This is a genomic window from Flavihumibacter profundi (assembly GCF_020076305.1).
In the GTDB taxonomy this organism is placed as follows: domain Bacteria; phylum Bacteroidota; class Bacteroidia; order Chitinophagales; family Chitinophagaceae; genus Flavihumibacter; species Flavihumibacter profundi.
Genome location: NZ_JAIQXE010000003.1, coordinates 182,201 through 198,637 on the forward strand (window position 1 = coordinate 182,201; position 16,437 = coordinate 198,637).

The following is a 16,437-nucleotide window of genomic DNA, read 5'->3' on the forward strand; positions in this document are numbered from 1 at the left end:
ATTTTTTCAGCTGAGGTATTTACCCACAATTGGCATCCTGCGTCCAACCCCGAATGCCTTGCAACTTACCCTGATGATCGGGCAGAATTGATTTCGCTTATATTCATTGGTATTTACCATTTTAAGAACTCGATTCACCAATGCCTCATCAATGCCCATTGCGATTATCTCAGAAGGCCCCTGCCTTCTCTCTATATACTGGTACAATACTTTATCCAGCAAATCATATTCAGGTAAACTATCGCTGTCTTTCTGGCCTGGCCTGAGCTCTGCTGAAGGTGGTTTCGTAATGATGTTCACAGGAATAATTTCCTTGTTCCGGTTGATGTACCTGGCGAGTGCAAATACCTGCATCTTATAAACATCACCCAACACACTCAATCCCCCTGCCATATCACCATACAAAGTACCATACCCGGTGGCAAGCTCACTTTTGTTGGAGGTGTTTAATAGTATATAACCAAACTTATTGGCTATGGCCATTACGAGGTTGCCTCTTGAACGGCTCTGTATATTTTCTTCTGCCACACTAAAAGGCAGGTCCCTGAAAATGGGTTTTAATGATTCGATAAACACATCATAAATGGGCTTAATCGGAATAATATCATAGGGGTTTCCAAGGTTCCTGCTCAATTGCTCTGCATCTGCAACAGAATGACCGGTAGAATATTGGGAAGGCATTAAAATAGCCCGTACATTTTCTGCACCTAATGCATCACAGGCAATTGCAAGGGTTACCGCACTGTCAATTCCGCCACTACTACCCAGTATCGCCTTCGAAAATCCCATCTTACTGAAATAATCGCGGATACCCATTATCAAGGCACTGTATATCTCTGCAATATTGTTTTCATCGGTAAGGTAGCTTATGATTTTATTGGGGTCAGAAATTCTGGACACCCGCATCTCCTTATCGAATTTCCGGATAGCCCTCTGAACCATTCCCTCACTTTTTTGGGTCGTTTCAAAATCAACGACCTGGAAATCTTCTTCAAAATATTTCAGTTCCTTAACCAATTCGCCGGCAGCATTGTATACAAGGCTACCTCCATCAAATACAATTTCGGTCTGGGAGCCCACACAATTACAATACACCATGGGAATGCCGTATTCCATAACATTGGCCCTGACAATTTCCTTACGGTCGTCATCATGATCGTAATCGAACGGTGAAGCCGAAATATTGATCATCAGGTCAGGCTGCTGCTTCATCAATTCATTCATTGGACAAACCCTGTATAACGGGTTTTCGCTCAGGGCCCAGATATCTTCACAAATAGTAAGGGCGATGCGTTTACCTTTAAATGGAATTACATTCCACTGGTAACCGGGTTCAAAATAGCGGTACTCATCAAATACATCATAAGTCGGCAAACAGGTTTTGTGTGCAACAGCATGCACTTTGCCATCATATAAAAACCAGGCTGCATTAAAAAGATCTTTACCTTCTCTTGCAGGATTTCTCTGCGGGCAGCCGACAATTACGCCGATCGTAGTGGCATGTTCCTTCACCATTTCAATGGCTGCATAACACTGGTTAATAAAATCATCGAACTCCAGGAAATCCCGCGGCGGGTATCCACAGATACTTAACTCGGAAAATACGACAAGGTCGGCGCCCTGTGATTTCGCCTGGTTGACTGCCGAAATGATCTTTTGTGTGTTGGCTGTGAAATTGCCGATATGATAATTCTGTTGCGCCAGTGCGATCTTCATGATATATTTTTTTTCCCGGACAATATTTATCGGATGGCTTGCGGTATTATTGCCCTGCGAATGTACACCAATCGGCCTTACTTATGGCTTTCAGGCTGGTACAACAATATTGATGACCTAACGTTTTTTGTCCATGAAATTCAGCAGTTATATTTTGATGGCAGTATTTTTCCTTGCTGCCTGCAAAAGCAATACCCCCAAAAGACCCGATGTTTCCGGCATCAGGGTAAACACCAAAATTGAGCGGTTCGATATTGCTTATTTTTCGCTCGATTCCAACCACCTGGAACAAGGAATGCAGTCCCTGGCAAAGCAGTATCCTTATTTTATCAATGATTTCACAGCCAATATCCTTGGTGTTGGTCCGTTAAACGATACCAATACCACATTACCAACTGCAAACCGCCATTTTTTTACCAGTTATTATGGCGTTTACCAATCCACCAGCAAAGATTTTGCAAACCTGGAAAGCACTGAAAAAGAATTAAACCAGGCGTTCAGCTACCTGAAATTTTATTTCCCCAACTATTCTGTACCCCGCTTTATTGGTTACATCGGCCCATTCGACGCCCCCGGTATTGCAATAACCCAAAATTCAATTGCCATCGGCCTGCAATTATACGCAGGGAAGGATTTTCCGTTTTATACATCAGAGCCTGGGCAACAACTTTACCCAGCCTACATTTCCCGCAGATTTGATAAGGCTTATATACCTTCTAATTGCATTAACGCCGTGGCTGAAGATTTATTCCCCGACAAAAGCCAGGGTTTGCCATTAATCGAACAAATGATCGAAAAAGGAAAATACTGGTGGCTCACAGACCTGTTATTGCCTGATGAGCCGGACAGCATCAAAACCGGCTTTACAAAGGCGCAGCTGGATTGGTGCAAATCCAATGAAGGCGTTATCTGGAACCTCCTTCTGCAGAATGACCAGCTGTATACAACAGACCCTTCCATTATTCAAAATTATATTGGTGATGCGCCAACAACACAGGGATTTCCATCTGAATCTCCCGGAAATATCGGGCAATGGATTGGACTGCGCATAGTAGCTAATTTCCTGGAGAAGCATCCCGAAACTACTGCACAACAATTGATGTTAATGCCAGCCAGGAATATCATTGATGGTGCGAAATATAAACCCAGGTAACCGGCAATGGCTTATGGCCTTTCCCCAAGCGACTTCATCATCCTGAAATGTGAAATCATGGAGGATGTCATGGTTGGATAGGTATGATATGGAAGATTAAATTCCTGGCAGGTCGACTGTACTATCTTGCTTATTGCTGGATAATGTACATGGCTTATCCTCGGGAAAAGATGGTGTTCCACCTGGTAATTGAGACCACCTACATACCAGTTAACGAATATATTCCCCGGTGCGAAATTTGCTGTAGTCCTGACCTGGTGCTCAGCCCAGGCATTTTCAATATGTGTATTCTCACCATCAATGTGTTCGAATTCAGTGTGCTCTACCACATGGGCCAACTGGAAAACCAGGGCTAGTGTTAATCCCATTACAACATGCATAACCGCAAAGCCAATGGCCCAGGGCCCCCAGCCTACTGCAAGTACCGGGATTGCAATATAGAAAATACCATACAACAATTTGCTGATCCAGAAAACAATATGGTCCTGTCTGCTCATTTTTTGCAACGGCGTTCCATTGACATTTTGCTTGAAGTATTTATTGAAATCCATTAGAAATACCCAGGCGAAAGATGAAATAGCATACACGCCAAGCACATAAATATGCTGAAACTTATGCGCAGGCACCCATTTCTGTGAGCGGCATTGGCGCATGAGCGGACTTTTCGCAATATCATCATCCATTCCATCTACATTGGTATAAGTATGGTGAAGTATATTGTGTTTGAACTTCCAGATAAAAGAATTACCACCTAAAGCATTGAGGCTTAAGCCAAGCAGGTCATTCACCCATTTCTTCGTAGAGTAACTGCCATGGCAGGCATCATGCATTACATTAAACCCTATACTGGCCAGGATTGCTCCCAGTAAGCCAGAAAGTAAAATCTGGATGCCGCCGGAAAGCGGGAATACCAATAAGGACACATAGACTAAAATAGCTCCGGGTATTAATATCAGTGACTTTGCGTAGAGATTGAAGTCTCCGGTTTTCTTAAGGCCATTCTTATTGAAATACTGATCTACATTGGTTTTCAGGGCGGTAAAGAACAGGTTGTTCTTATTGTTAAAACTTACTTTAGGCATAAATACGGCTAATCTGCAAAGCATGCAATTTACTCCAATTATGCCATACCGCGCTGTTAAATAATATCATGAGGGGTTAACAACTGTTTCAAATGCAACAATTAACGTAATCCTGCCAATGGAATCATTTTCTTAAACAACTCTCTCGCTTCCTGCAATGCAGCGATATTATCAAATGCATCTTTTGGTATAAGGAAAAAAGAACGCTTATCGAAGTAAAGGTGGAAAAAGTAAGGGGTTTCAAGGAATTTACTGAATCGTTGCCAGGGCCATAACTGTGTACCTCTTGTTGTATTCAACACTATTTCATCTGGATTAATAGACATCACGAAATCATCCTGGAATGTAGCCGCTTTTTTATAAATACTGTTGGGTAATATCCTCCAGATGGCCAGCATCAGGGCCATCCACAAAGTCGAAAACAACAAAAAAGCAAATGGTGATATTTTTTTAAAATATAATAGTACTGCGGCAACTATCGTAAAAAGGTTTATCAGAATTACCAGCAGCCTGATTTCAGGAAGTGAAAAAAAATGATAGCGCAAAGCTTGTATTACCTGTTTCCTGTCGTAAGAAAATGAAATATTCATAGCAGCTTGATTTTTCCAATTGCATTTTGTGCCTGTAAAGTAATAAAAGCTGCAAAACAAACCACCCCGGTCCTTTGGGAACCAGGGCGGAATTGTCAATTCATTTACCAATCAGTCTAGCGGACAGGTCGACAGTGCTTGTACTTGTTATTGGCTGCTTCACCAGGTGTAACAGCCCTGTTACAAGACGCGAACAAAATCCCCAGAGCAATAATGGCCATCAGTTTGCGCATAGATTAGGATTATTTAATAATTGATTACGGCTTAATTAACGCTTTACATTTATGGAAAGGTATAAACATGCAATAAAAAACTCCGTAAAATCTGAGAATAAAGGGTAAATACTACATTAAATTAAATTTTGATCGTAGAAATACCATAAAAAGGACCCGTTTTTACACGGGTCCTGGTCCTATAATAAACCGTCCAATTGACAAATTAACTGCAACCGAGGCTGTTGCCACAATTAAGACACTTATAACAAGTGCCGCTTCTGATAGTCAGGTGGCCACAAACATTACATGCAGGTGCATCACTTTGCATAGACCTGCTTGCTGCATTTAACGCATCATAATTGCCCGCAGATTCAACTTTTACTCCCGGTGTTTTATTTGCCTTTGATGCTTCGGGGGTTTTTGATTGCGCCGCAGCTACTATGCGTACATCACTTAACTCCGGAGTTTTTTTTTCATAGGCTGATGCTGCTTGCTCATCCCAATCATCTTTTCCCGTATTCAACACTTCGGGTTTGTCGAGCACATGTACCAGGTCTGAACGATCAAGGTATTCATACGCCAGCGACCTGAATATAAAATCAACAATAGAGGTTGCACTTTTAATATTAGGATGGTCTACCATGCCAGCAGGTTCAAATCGGGTGAATACGAATTTCTCCACGAATTCTTCCAGTGGAACACCATATTGTAATCCTATTGATACCGCAATCGCAAAACAGTTCAGCATACTGCGCATTGTTGCCCCTTCCTTGGCCATATCAATAAAAATCTCTCCTAATGTGCCGTCCCCATATTCCCCGGTACGGACAAACAATGCCTGGCCGTTGATTTTAGCTTTCTGCGTATACCCACGCCTTTTTGCAGGAAGGGTTCTTCTTTCCACTATTCTTGCCAACTCCCGCTTCAATTTAGTATCTGGCGAAGACTGAACACGCTTCTGTACTTCTTCAAGTAATTCATCGATAGTTAGTTTACTCATATCGATGATATTGGAAGCTGCTGTTGCAGCGGCTTGAGCGGCTTTTTCCCCGGCCGTTTCTTCTGTCTTCTTTTTCTTGTCGCTTTTAGTGCTTAATGGCTGGCTCAGTTTTGAACCGTCCCTGTACAAAGCATTCGCTTTTAATCCCAGTTGCCAGCTCAGCAGGTAACACTCTGCAATTTCTTCCACCTTCGCTTCATTCGGAAGATTGATGGTTTTGGAAATAGCGCCACTGATAAATGGTTGAACGGCACCCATCATCCTGATATGACCAGTTGCATGGATATAGCGTTGTCCCTTCTTTCCGCATTTATTGGCACAATCAAATACTGCAAGATGCTCGGGTTTAAGGTATGGCGCACCCTCTACAGTCATGGTTCCGCATACATAATCATTGGCGGCATCAATTTGCTCATCTGAAAAACCTAATGCTTCCAGTAAATTAAAATTCCAGTCACCATATTGCTCAGCCGTAAATCCCAGTCTTTCAAGACAGGCTTCACCAAGTGCAAACCTGTTGAAAACAAATCCTATTTCAAATGCACTTTTCACAGCATCATCCAGTTTCTTTATTTCTTCTGCAATAAATCCCTTCTCACTCAGGGTTTGGTGGTTTATAAATGGAGCGCCGGCAAATGAAGCAGTCCCTACTGCATATTTAATGATAGCATTCATTTCAGGCTCACTGTAACCCAGGTTTTTAAGGGCTGCAGGAACTGACTGGTTGATAATTTTAAAATAACCGCCGCCGCTTAGTTTTTTAAATTTAACCAGCGCGAAGTCCGGCTCAACCCCTGTAGTATCACAATCCATTACCAGTCCGATTGTTCCAGTAGGCGCAATTACCGTTGTTTGTGCATTGCGGTAACCATATTTGTCGCCCAACTGAACCGCTTCATCCCAGGCCCTGGTAGCTGCCTTCAGAAGGTAGTCGGGGCAGTACTTAGCCTGGATACCCATTGGCTTTATCTGAAGCCCTTCATACGCCTCATTCGCATCATAAGCGGCTGCACGATGGTTACGCATTACCCGAAGCATATGCTTTTTATTCTCTTCGTATTTTACAAACGGGCCGAGAATTCCAGCCATCTCCGCAGAGGTTTTATAAGCAACACCTGTCATGATAGCACTAATCGCTCCCGCAATGCCACGGGCTTCCTCACTGTCATAGGCAATACCGCTTACCATCAGCATGGTTCCTAAATTCGCATATCCCAATCCGAGAGTCCGGTAATCGTAAGACAATTGGGCTACTTCTTTTGACGGGAACTGAGCCATTAAAACAGAAATCTCCAGCACTACTGTCCATAAGCGGCATACATATTCATATCCTTCAACATCAAATATTTTGGTATCGGCATCAAAGAATTTCATCAGGTTCGCCGACGCCAGGTTACATGCCGTATTGTCGAGAAACATATATTCCGAGCATGGATTGGAAGCGCGGATGGCTCCACCCTCCGGACAGGTATGCCATTCATTGATTGTAGTATCGTATTGTAATCCCGGGTCTGCACAACGCCAGGCAGCATAAGCGATTTTATTCCAAAGTTCGGTAGCCGGTATTTTTTTCATCACCCGGCCATCGCTGCGCGCTTTCAATTCCCAGTCTTCATTTTTCTGCAACTTCTCAAAAAAACTATTGGGAACACGAACCGAGTTGTTTGAATTTTGTCCGCTTACGGTACGGTAAGCTTCTCCTTCATAGTCGCTCGAATAACCTGCGGCAATCAATGCAGCTACTTTTTTCTCTTCCTCAACTTTCCAGTCGATGAACTGAATAATTTCCGGGTGGTCCAGGTCCAGGCAGACCATTTTGGCCGCGCGACGGGTTGTACCCCCGCTTTTTATTGCACCTGCTGCGCGGTCGCCAATTTTCAGGAAACTCATCAAACCGGATGACGTACCGCCACCACTCAGTTTTTCCCCTTCCCCGCGGATATTGGAATAATTGGTCCCAACACCTGATCCGTATTTAAAGATCCTGGCCTCACGCACCCAAAGGTCCATAATACCGCCTTCATTCACGAGGTCGTCATCCACACTCAGGATAAAGCAGGCATGTGGCTGTGGGCGTTCATAGGCAGAAGTTGATTTTTTTAATTGGCCATCAGCCTGGTCTACGTAATAATGGCCCTGGGGCTTTCCTTTAATACCATAACATTCATACAAGCCGGTATTGAACCACTGCGGACTATTAGGCACACAAGCCTGATTCAGAATTGAATATACCAGCTCTTCATAAAAAACCTGGGCATCCTTTTCTGTAGCGAAATAACCATACCGCTCACCCCATACCCTCCAGCAATGCGCCATTCGGTGTGCCACCTGCTTTGATGAGGTTTCACGGCCAAGACTGCCATCTGCCTGCGGGATCCCTGCCTTACGGAAATATTTTTGCGCGATAATATCGGTTGCAATCTGGCTCCAGCCCTTCGGCACTTCAACATTATTCATTTCGAAAACCACTTCCCCGTTAGGATTCCTTATTACCGAAGTCCGGTAATCGTATTCAAACAAATCGAAAACAGGTACGCCTTCTTTGGTGAAGCGACGGCTGAACGATAGCCCTTTCGCGGCTGGATTAGTGGTAGCCATACAATATTATTGGTTTGATAGTAGTAAAAGGCATCGATTGCTTAGGCAATCTGATGTAAACGAAAATAATCGCACCAACCTTAAAAACCGGCCCGGAAATATCCACCAATGTGGATAAAGGATGGGGAAAAAAACCCGATGCCCGCCGGTGTTGGATTTGGATCTAAATCCATAGGGTGTAAATAAATTATTTACGCTTTAGTGCAAAATTCCGAATCTTTTTCCGAAGAAAAACAGGTTTTCGCCAGAATGTATTGCAGTTTAACGATTTGCAGGAATTTTACCAGGTGGCAATTCCTTTTACTCACACTTCTTAAAACACATTTTCATTTTATATAATATTATAATTCCTTAGTTATTTTGAGCATTTATACCAGCTGGCCATATCTTATAACAGATTTGACTAAGCGCAAAGCTGCGGATTGGCCATACCAGCATTTTTTTGCACTTTTGTATTTAGCCATAACCTATTGAATGCAAAACGGCATCTATAAACAAATACAGGAAAAGAAGCTTGCGAAGAAGAAATCCTTTGCAGTTTTGATCGATCCTGATAAGGTTCAACCCGATCAACTGGAGAGCCTTACTTTTCTTGCCAATGATGCTGGTGTTGACTATCTGCTGGTTGGCGGCAGCCTTGTTGTTTCCAACCACCTGGATGAATGCATCGCCGCTATAAAAGAACAGTCAGACATCCCCGTGATTTTATTTCCGGGTAGCCCTTCACAGATATCAAGGCATGCCGATGCCTTATTATACCTTTCCCTGATTTCTGGCCGTAATCCCGAATTATTGATTGGCCAGCATGTTATCAGCGCCCCTTTTATCAGGCAAAGCGGACTGGAAATTATGAGCACAGGTTATATGGTTATAGATGGCGGCGCACCAACTACCGTATCTTATATCAGCAATGCTTCCCCTATACCCGCAGACAAAACTGAAATTGCCCTGTGTACCGCATTAGCCGGGGAAATGCTGGGCATGAAACTCATATATATGGACGCCGGAAGCGGTGCCAGGAGGCCGGTAAGTGAAGAAATGATTGCCGCGGTAGCCAGGCAAATCAGCATCCCTATGATTGTAGGTGGCGGTATCACTGATCCTGAGAAAGCATATCGCAATTGTATGGCCGGGGCTGATATTGTTGTAGTAGGAAATGCTATTGAGAAAGATGCCGGGCTTATTAAAGAAATGAGTGCCGCAGTGCATGCCGCAGTTACACCTATTTCCACTTAATCCTTGAAGGAGTTTCCACTCCGTTCACTACAGAAGAAATTCCCTGTATGATTGCTTTGGTGAGTAAAGCCAAATTAGGCAGGTCAATCCTTTTCAGGTCATCGCAAACTTTATGATAACAGCGGTCATTATCATTGCTGCACAAAAACGAATGTGCCGGAATTCCTGCCAGGGCAAATGGAAAATTATCTGACCGTGCAAAAAGGTCATCCTGCCGCTCGGGCAAAAATTTAATCCCGGAGCCGGCCAGGTTCTTTCGCACAATACTCCCGAGACCTGACTTTTGCATACCAGTCATCATTAAACGATTTTTACCGAATTGGGGAAAGCCCAGCATCTCGAGGTTTATACCTGCAATAATTTTACTGGCATCTGTATGCTCCACAAAATAATTCGATCCTATAAGCCCAAGTTCTTCCGCATTGAATGCGCAGAACACCAGGCTTCTTTCATTATTTCCCTTCTGTGCATAATAACGGGCAATGGCCATCATTGCAGCTGTTCCTGAAGCATTGTCATTTGCCCCATTGAAAATGCTGTCCTTCCTGAACCTGCGGTCAGGCGACAAATGATCAAAATGCGCAGAGATGATAATATATTCTTCGGGTTTGGCGCGGCCAGGCAAATAACCAATTACATTAAACAAAGCCAAACTGGTATCGGAAGGATTCCTGTTAAATTGCTGTAAAAAGCCACTATCCTGGAATGGTATCAATCCTATTGCTTCAAAATAACGGGCAATAAATTTTGTTGCATGAAGGTTCTCCCTTGAATATGCCGACCGCCCTTTCATGGAATCCGCTGCCAGGTAACTTAATATGTAGGACTCCTCTTTTTGCAGATCCAATAACGAACTATCCTGGGCACGAAGCACTCCAAATGCCAGGAAACAACAAAAGAAGATAAGAATGTTTAGCCTCATTTCAAACTACTGGTATCCACACGCGAAGGTGTATCTGTACCAGCTATAATGGATTTTGCACTAATGGCAATTGCCCTGATGATCTGGGTCATATTTTGCATATCAAGGGTTTCAAATTCATCATCTGCAGTGTGGTAATATTTTTCACTGTCCATTTTGGAGGTGGATATCGTATGCGCTGGTACACCCAGCTTAGCCAGTGTGGCATTGTCTGACCTGTAAAACAACTGCTGCTCGGGGTATGGATCGGCCTTAAAACTGAAGCCTGATCCCTGCAGGTTCCTTTCCATGATCTCACCCATATTGGTTTTCTCATACCCCGTTATATAGGCAGAGTTTTTACCCCATTTGCTTTCCGTGCCAATCATTTCAATATTAAACATAGCCATCACCTTTGCCGGTTCAAACTGGCGTGAAAAATATTGCGAACCGAATCCGCCGGATTCTTCTGCTGTGAATGTGGTGAAAATTATTGTCCGCTCATTATCACCTAGTTTTTTGAAATATTTTGCCAACATGATAACGGCTGTAGAGCCTGCAGCATCATCATTTGCGCCATTGTAAATGGAATCACCATTCAGCGGCTTACCAATTCCCAGGTGATCGTAATGCCCTGAAAAAATAACATACTCGTCTTTCTTCGACTTACCCGGTATTATGCCCACCACGTTACTCAGGCTTGAACTGGTAAATGAATGCCGGGCCTTTATTGCATAGGTTGCAGGCACTGCCGTGCCTAATAAAAACACAGTATTGGCATTGTTCTCGGGCAATTGCCTTTTGAAATAAGTGAGCCGTAAAAAATTTGCGGAAAAACTGGTGTCCACCAATACAAGCCTATTCTTACCTGAAGAATAATGTTTGTATGCTTCTGAAAATAATTCCGCACCTTTTCCAATTTGCACGATTTCATATCCCGATTTTTCACCGATGGACAGATCCGGAAGCGGCGTAATTACAATAAGATTTTTAGGGTCAATTGACTCACCATTAATCGTGCCTTCCACACTAATGAGCGTTGGCTTTAACATGTGAAAAGTCTGCAGGTATCCATTGCCGTTTGATGGCTTCTGCAACCCGGTTTTTTCAAACTCACTGGCAATGAATGCAGCGGCCTTATCAATACCCGGAGTAAACACCGCGCGGCCCTTCATATCATCAGATGAAAGGGTTTTCTCTATACGGCTTACTTCCTTAATATTAATCAGCTTATCCGCTTTCTGGGCATAAGAACACAACACAAAAACTGATAGTACGTGCAACAACAATATTTTTTGCATAAAGAGGGGGATTAAAGACTGAGCATTTCCTTAAACTTAACGGTTTGCCTGCGGCTTACTTCAATCTTTTCACCGCCCTTCAATTCCAGCAATAATCCGCCATTAAAATAAGGTTCAATTTTATCAATCAGGCGGAGGTTGACAATATGTTTTCGGTTAGCCCGGAAGAATACTTTCTCATCCAGCCTTTCTTCCAATGCATTTAATGATTTTAAAATCAGGGGTTTGTTGCTGCCGAAAAATACTTTTGCGTAATTGCCTACGCTTTCAAACAACCTGATATCACTGAGCTTCACAAACCAGCAGCGCTCGCCATCTTTAACAAAAACCTGGTCATTTTCATTCAAAAGGCTCTTGTTAATACCAATGGCCGGGGACATAGCTTCCTTCTCCTCTGCAATATGTAATTTATGGATGGCATCTGCGAGTCGCTTTGAATCAACCGGCTTAAGCAGGTAATCCAGGGCATTCACTTCAAATGCTTTAAGGGCATATTCGTCGTAGGCTGTCGTGAATATGACATGCGGTGCTTTTTCAAGTTCGCTTAACATATCAAAACCTGTTTTACCTGGCATCTGGATATCCAGGAATACAAGGTCGGGCTGCAGGCTCTCAATCATTTCAATGCCTTCTGCGGCATTTGCAGCTTCCCCTACTACTTCGATTTCGGGAAAATCAATTAATAACTTTTTTAATTCATTGCGGGCAAGTCTTTCATCATCAATTAATACCGCCTTTATCATGTGTATAATTTTATGCTGGAATTACTACCGGGATTTTTACTGCTGCTTCCACCAGGTTATTATTTGATTCCCGGATACTGAAATCTGCTTTGTTACCAAACAATAGTTGAAGCCGGTTGCGGGTACTGCTAATGCCAAATCCGTCTCCATTTATATGGCCATTCAGCTGGCCGGTATTTTGTACCATCAACTGATGGTAATCATCCTTAAAATCAGAAATGATCCGCACAACACCACCCCGCATCTGCTTACCAATTCCATGTTTGATCGCATTCTCCACCAGTGTTTGCAGCATCATGGGCGGCACTGGCTGGTCTAGAGTATCTTCATCTATTTCATATTCAACCTGCAGCCGGTCTTCAAAACGGATATGTTCCAGTGCCAGGTAATCACGAACAATATTTAATTCCTTTTCAAGCGGAACAGTTTCCGATTTTTCAGACTGCATACTACTGCGCAGGATATTGCTTAATTCTGTTATCGCGTTTCGGGCCCGTTCGGGGTTCTCATCAATAAGTGCACGGATACTGTTCAGGGCGTTAAAAATAAAATGCGGATTAATATGGGCCTTTATTGTTTTCAATTCCAGTTCCTTAACCAGGGCTTCCAGTTTAAGGGTATCCACTTCCTGTTTCCTGCTTTTTGCAACGTAATGGTATATATAATAGATGAGGGTCCAGGGTATTATAAACAATCCTATATCCAGGGTTGAAGCCAGCAATTTGGTAGAAAAATCAATATTCCTGGGGTTTTCGGATTGGATACTGAATACGCTCAATAGTCCAAGGTATATAAGGCTGCAAAGGAAACTGGTCACTACCACTGCAATGGCCATCCGGGGAATTACTTTTTCAATGGGCAAAAGCATCCACCCGGTGCGATTGATGAAGGTCCTGAGTATATGTGTACTGGATAAGCCGGCCAGGAAAATAAAAAACAGGCGGAGAAAGAATTTATCATCAATCTTCGACGGGGATAAGGAATAGGCGAAGAAAAGCATGGAAAGGACAACGAAAGTCCATCCCATAATCTGGCAAATCCAATAATATTTATTTCCACGTGGCAACATAGGGCAAATCTAGCTGTTTGATATAGCACTAATATACTGATTTGTATTAATGGCTAAATTGGGGCTTTATCCCGGCGACTGGGTAGGATGGCCGGCAGTCAACCAAATTGGCTTCGCATTGTTAAAATCTTTATATTACTATTATATAACCACTTTTAAGGAAGCCTAAGGGGTTTCTTATCTTTGACGCTTTATCTGTTTTTTACATGGAAATTAAACCCGGACCACTTTTACAAAATATTGACTCTCCCGCAGACCTTAAAAAGCTGGGTAAAGAGCAGCTACACCAGGTTTGTGATGAATTAAGGCAATATATCATTGATGTGGTCAGCGTTCATGGCGGCCATTTCGCTGCCAGCCTTGGCGTGGTTGAGTTAACGACCGCACTGCATTTTGTATACAATACCCCCTACGACCAACTGGTCTGGGATGTTGGTCACCAGGCTTATGGACATAAAATCCTAACCGGCAGGAAGGATAGTTTTGCTACAAACCGGAAGTATGGAGGGCTGAGCGGATTCCCAAAACGTGCTGAGAGTCAATATGATACATTCGGGGTTGGACATTCCTCCACCTCTATTTCGGCCGCCCTGGGTATGGCGCTGGCCGCAAAATATAAAGGAGAAGACCGCAAATCTGTTGCTGTAATAGGGGATGGCTCCATGACCGCAGGTATGGCTTTCGAAGCTATGAACCATGCCGGGGTTGCAGATGCCGATGTGCTGATCATATTGAACGACAATTGTATGAGTATCGACCCAAATGTGGGCGCACTCAAAGAATACCTCACCGATATTACCACTTCCCAGACCTATAATAAACTGAAGGATGACGTCTGGAAAGCCCTGGGAAAACTACCTGTAGGTAAAAATTTCACCCGGGAAATGGCCAGCAAACTTGAACATTCCATCAAAGGGATGGTCAATAAAAGCAGCAATCTCTTCGAAGCACTTAACCTGAGGTATTTCGGGCCAATCGATGGTCATAATATTACCAAACTGGTTGATACACTGCAGGACCTCAGAAATATTCCGGGACCAAAAATCCTTCATGTTATTACCGTAAAAGGTAAGGGCTATGCGCTTGCAGAAAAAGACCAGACTAAATGGCATGCCCCCGGTTTGTTTGATAAAATTACTGGTGAGATTTATAAAAAGAATTTCGACACCATACAACCACCAAAATACCAGGACGTATTTGGAAACACACTGGTAGAACTGGCGGAAAAGAACGACAAAATATTTGGCATCACACCGGCAATGCCTTCAGGATCTTCGCTGAAGATTATGATGGATAAAATGCCCGACCGCGCTATCGATGTTGGCATCTGTGAACAACATGCCGTTACCGTAAGTGCCGGACTGGCCACCCAGGGTATTAAAGTGTTCTGCAATATTTATTCTTCTTTCATGCAAAGGGCATATGACCAGGTGGTGCATGATGTGGCTATTCAAAACCTCCCCGTGGTTTTCTGTTTAGACAGGGCAGGATTAGTTGGAGAAGACGGTCCGACACATCATGGCGCCTATGACATTCCCTACATGCGCTGCATCCCAAACATGATTGTCAGTGCGCCAATGAATGAAAGTGAATTGCGAAACCTGATGTATACTGCGCAACTCGATTCAACAAGTTCACCGTTTGTGATCAGGTATCCCAGGGGTGAAGGTGTTATGCCCGAATGGAAAACCGAATTGAAAGAAGTAAAAATCGGTACGGGCAGGAAGCTGAAAGATGGAACTGAAATCGCAGTTTTAACACTCGGCCATCCTGGCAATTTCGCTGCTTCTGCAATCAGGGAAGTAAAACAATACGGCATCAATGCAGCACACTACGACATGCGTTTTGTAAAGCCGCTTGATGAATCAATGCTGCATGAAATATTTAGCCGTTATAAGAAAATAATTACTGTTGAAGACGGCACCATTGTAGGCGGATTCGGATCTGCAGTAATTGAGTTTATGACCGCACATAACTACCACGGACAGGTGAAAATGCTGGGCATTCCCGACCGCATCGTGGAACATGGCACATTAAAAGAATTACACCGTGAATGCGGCTACGATGCCAATGCCATTGCAGATACCCTGAAAGACATGATGCAGGAGAAAGTAAGCGTTACGCTGTTACAATAAATTTAACAGGCCCCACATACTAAAAAGGCTTTTCTGACGTCTGTTAGGAAAGCCTTTTTAGTATGTGGAATAAAAAGCGGGTTTGGTATATTATCCCTGCACTGGTCCTGCTATTGACAGCCGGTGTAGCCCGCAGTACTGATAATCACGGACTTATCCCACCAGTTGAAAAAGACGAGCATTTAAGCACCCTCAAAAATGCAGCATTATCCCTAAGTAGTTTTGCCAGGAAAAACGGCCTCGATGACCAGGTTTTCTTCCTGGTAGATATGCGCCTGCCATCTGGAAAGAACCGGTTTTTTGTTTATGACCTGTGCCGTGATACAATTTTATTAAGCGGACTGGTTACCCATGGCAAAGGCAATTCACAATGGCAGCCCTATCCCCGGTTTTCAAACTGCGAAGGAAGTGGTTGTACATCTTTGGGAAAGTATAAAATAGGTGAGTCTTACAAGGGCCAGTTTGGCCTGGCCTATAAATTATTCGGGCTCGATTCAACAAATAGCAATGCCTATAACAGGTCGATAGTTTTACATGCCCATGAGAGTGTGCCTGAAAATGAGGTTTACCCCGTACCGATCAGCCAAAGCGAAGGATGTCCCACAGTTTCCCCGCAATTCCTTACCAGGCTGGACCATCTTTTAAAAGCAAGAAAGTTGCCGGTGATGCTGTATATTTTCAATTAACCGGTGCGTTTG

12 protein-coding genes are annotated in these 16,437 nt (G+C 43.4%); 4 read left to right on the forward strand and 8 right to left on the reverse strand.

Annotated features, from left to right (window positions below; genetic code table 11):
• Positions 1-6 precede the first annotated feature (6 nt).
• Positions 7-1,716 (reverse strand): NAD+ synthase, encoded by a 1,710-nt coding sequence (locus tag LAQ65_RS15425; RefSeq protein WP_224117890.1) that lies wholly within the window; start codon positions 1,714-1,716, stop codon positions 7-9.
• Positions 1,717-1,849: 133 nt separating this feature from the next.
• Here LAQ65_RS15425 and gldB point away from each other — a divergent pair, with 133 nt between their 5' ends.
• Positions 1,850-2,869 (forward strand): gliding motility lipoprotein GldB, encoded by a 1,020-nt coding sequence (gene gldB / locus LAQ65_RS15430; protein ID WP_224117891.1) that lies wholly within the window; start codon positions 1,850-1,852, stop codon positions 2,867-2,869.
• Positions 2,870-2,880: 11 nt separating this feature from the next.
• Here the strand turns inward: gldB and LAQ65_RS15435 are convergent, their stop codons facing one another.
• From LAQ65_RS15435 to LAQ65_RS15445, 3 genes are all read right to left on the reverse strand, one after another.
• Positions 2,881-3,951: a fatty acid desaturase family protein gene (locus tag LAQ65_RS15435; protein ID WP_224117892.1), complete on the reverse strand. Its 1,071-nt coding sequence runs from the start codon at positions 3,949-3,951 to the stop codon at positions 2,881-2,883.
• A gap of 101 nt (positions 3,952-4,052) precedes the next feature.
• Positions 4,053-4,541, reverse strand: a complete 489-nt coding sequence (locus tag LAQ65_RS15440; protein WP_224117893.1) for a YcxB family protein — start codon at positions 4,539-4,541, stop codon at positions 4,053-4,055.
• A gap of 438 nt (positions 4,542-4,979) precedes the next feature.
• Positions 4,980-8,354 carry a vitamin B12-dependent ribonucleotide reductase gene (locus LAQ65_RS15445; protein WP_224117894.1) on the reverse strand — a complete coding sequence of 1,125 codons (3,375 nt, stop codon included), beginning with the start codon at positions 8,352-8,354 and terminating at the stop codon, positions 4,980-4,982.
• A gap of 474 nt (positions 8,355-8,828) precedes the next feature.
• On the opposite strand from LAQ65_RS15445, the gene LAQ65_RS15450 reads away from it, so the two are divergent.
• Positions 8,829-9,590, forward strand: a complete 762-nt coding sequence (locus LAQ65_RS15450; protein WP_224117895.1) for a geranylgeranylglyceryl/heptaprenylglyceryl phosphate synthase — start codon at positions 8,829-8,831, stop codon at positions 9,588-9,590.
• Here the strand turns inward: LAQ65_RS15450 and LAQ65_RS15455 are convergent.
• From LAQ65_RS15455 to LAQ65_RS15470, 4 genes are read right to left on the reverse strand one after another with little or no spacing between them, the layout of a single operon-like run.
• Positions 9,577-10,512: a M28 family metallopeptidase gene (locus LAQ65_RS15455; protein ID WP_224117896.1), complete on the reverse strand. Its 936-nt coding sequence runs from the start codon at positions 10,510-10,512 to the stop codon at positions 9,577-9,579. The genes LAQ65_RS15450 and LAQ65_RS15455 overlap by 14 nt on opposite strands.
• Positions 10,509-11,792, reverse strand: coding sequence for a M28 family metallopeptidase (locus LAQ65_RS15460; RefSeq protein ID WP_224117897.1), 1,284 nt, complete (start codon positions 11,790-11,792; stop codon positions 10,509-10,511). The genes LAQ65_RS15455 and LAQ65_RS15460 overlap by 4 nt, the downstream gene beginning before the upstream one ends.
• An 11-nt stretch (positions 11,793-11,803) precedes the next feature.
• Positions 11,804-12,535: a LytR/AlgR family response regulator transcription factor gene (locus LAQ65_RS15465; RefSeq protein ID WP_224117898.1), complete on the reverse strand. Its 732-nt coding sequence runs from the start codon at positions 12,533-12,535 to the stop codon at positions 11,804-11,806.
• A 10-nt stretch (positions 12,536-12,545) separates the two neighbouring features.
• On the reverse strand, positions 12,546-13,604 hold the full coding sequence (locus LAQ65_RS15470; protein WP_224117899.1) for a sensor histidine kinase: 1,059 nt from the start codon (positions 13,602-13,604) through the stop codon (positions 12,546-12,548).
• A 206-nt stretch (positions 13,605-13,810) separates the two neighbouring features.
• Between LAQ65_RS15470 and dxs the strand changes: the two genes are divergently transcribed.
• Together dxs and LAQ65_RS15480 are read left to right on the forward strand one after the other, a co-directional pair.
• Positions 13,811-15,739 carry a 1-deoxy-D-xylulose-5-phosphate synthase gene (gene dxs / locus LAQ65_RS15475; RefSeq protein ID WP_224117900.1) on the forward strand — a complete coding sequence of 643 codons (1,929 nt, stop codon included), beginning with the start codon at positions 13,811-13,813 and terminating at the stop codon, positions 15,737-15,739.
• Positions 15,740-15,801: 62 nt separating this feature from the next.
• On the forward strand, positions 15,802-16,425 hold the full coding sequence (locus LAQ65_RS15480) for a murein L,D-transpeptidase catalytic domain-containing protein (RefSeq protein ID WP_224117901.1): 624 nt from the start codon (positions 15,802-15,804) through the stop codon (positions 16,423-16,425).
• The last annotated feature ends 12 nt before the right edge of the window (positions 16,426-16,437 follow it).

Coding starts and splice junctions, on each gene's coding strand:
- LAQ65_RS15470 (WP_224117899.1), bottom strand. CDS start 13,604: ATGTTGCCACGTGGAAATAAATATTATTGGATTTGCCAGATTATGGGA.
- LAQ65_RS15440 (WP_224117893.1), bottom strand. CDS start 4,541: ATGAATATTTCATTTTCTTACGACAGGAAACAGGTAATACAAGCTTTG.
- LAQ65_RS15425 (WP_224117890.1), bottom strand. CDS start 1,716: ATGAAGATCGCACTGGCGCAACAGAATTATCATATCGGCAATTTCACA.
- LAQ65_RS15480 (WP_224117901.1), top strand. CDS start 15,802: ATGTGGAATAAAAAGCGGGTTTGGTATATTATCCCTGCACTGGTCCTG.
- dxs (WP_224117900.1), top strand. CDS start 13,811: ATGGAAATTAAACCCGGACCACTTTTACAAAATATTGACTCTCCCGCA.
- LAQ65_RS15445 (WP_224117894.1), bottom strand. CDS start 8,354: ATGGCTACCACTAATCCAGCCGCGAAAGGGCTATCGTTCAGCCGTCGC.
- gldB (WP_224117891.1), top strand. CDS start 1,850: ATGAAATTCAGCAGTTATATTTTGATGGCAGTATTTTTCCTTGCTGCC.
- LAQ65_RS15460 (WP_224117897.1), bottom strand. CDS start 11,792: ATGCAAAAAATATTGTTGTTGCACGTACTATCAGTTTTTGTGTTGTGT.
- LAQ65_RS15455 (WP_224117896.1), bottom strand. CDS start 10,512: ATGAGGCTAAACATTCTTATCTTCTTTTGTTGTTTCCTGGCATTTGGA.
- LAQ65_RS15450 (WP_224117895.1), top strand. CDS start 8,829: ATGCAAAACGGCATCTATAAACAAATACAGGAAAAGAAGCTTGCGAAG.
- LAQ65_RS15435 (WP_224117892.1), bottom strand. CDS start 3,951: ATGCCTAAAGTAAGTTTTAACAATAAGAACAACCTGTTCTTTACCGCC.
- LAQ65_RS15465 (WP_224117898.1), bottom strand. CDS start 12,535: ATGATAAAGGCGGTATTAATTGATGATGAAAGACTTGCCCGCAATGAA.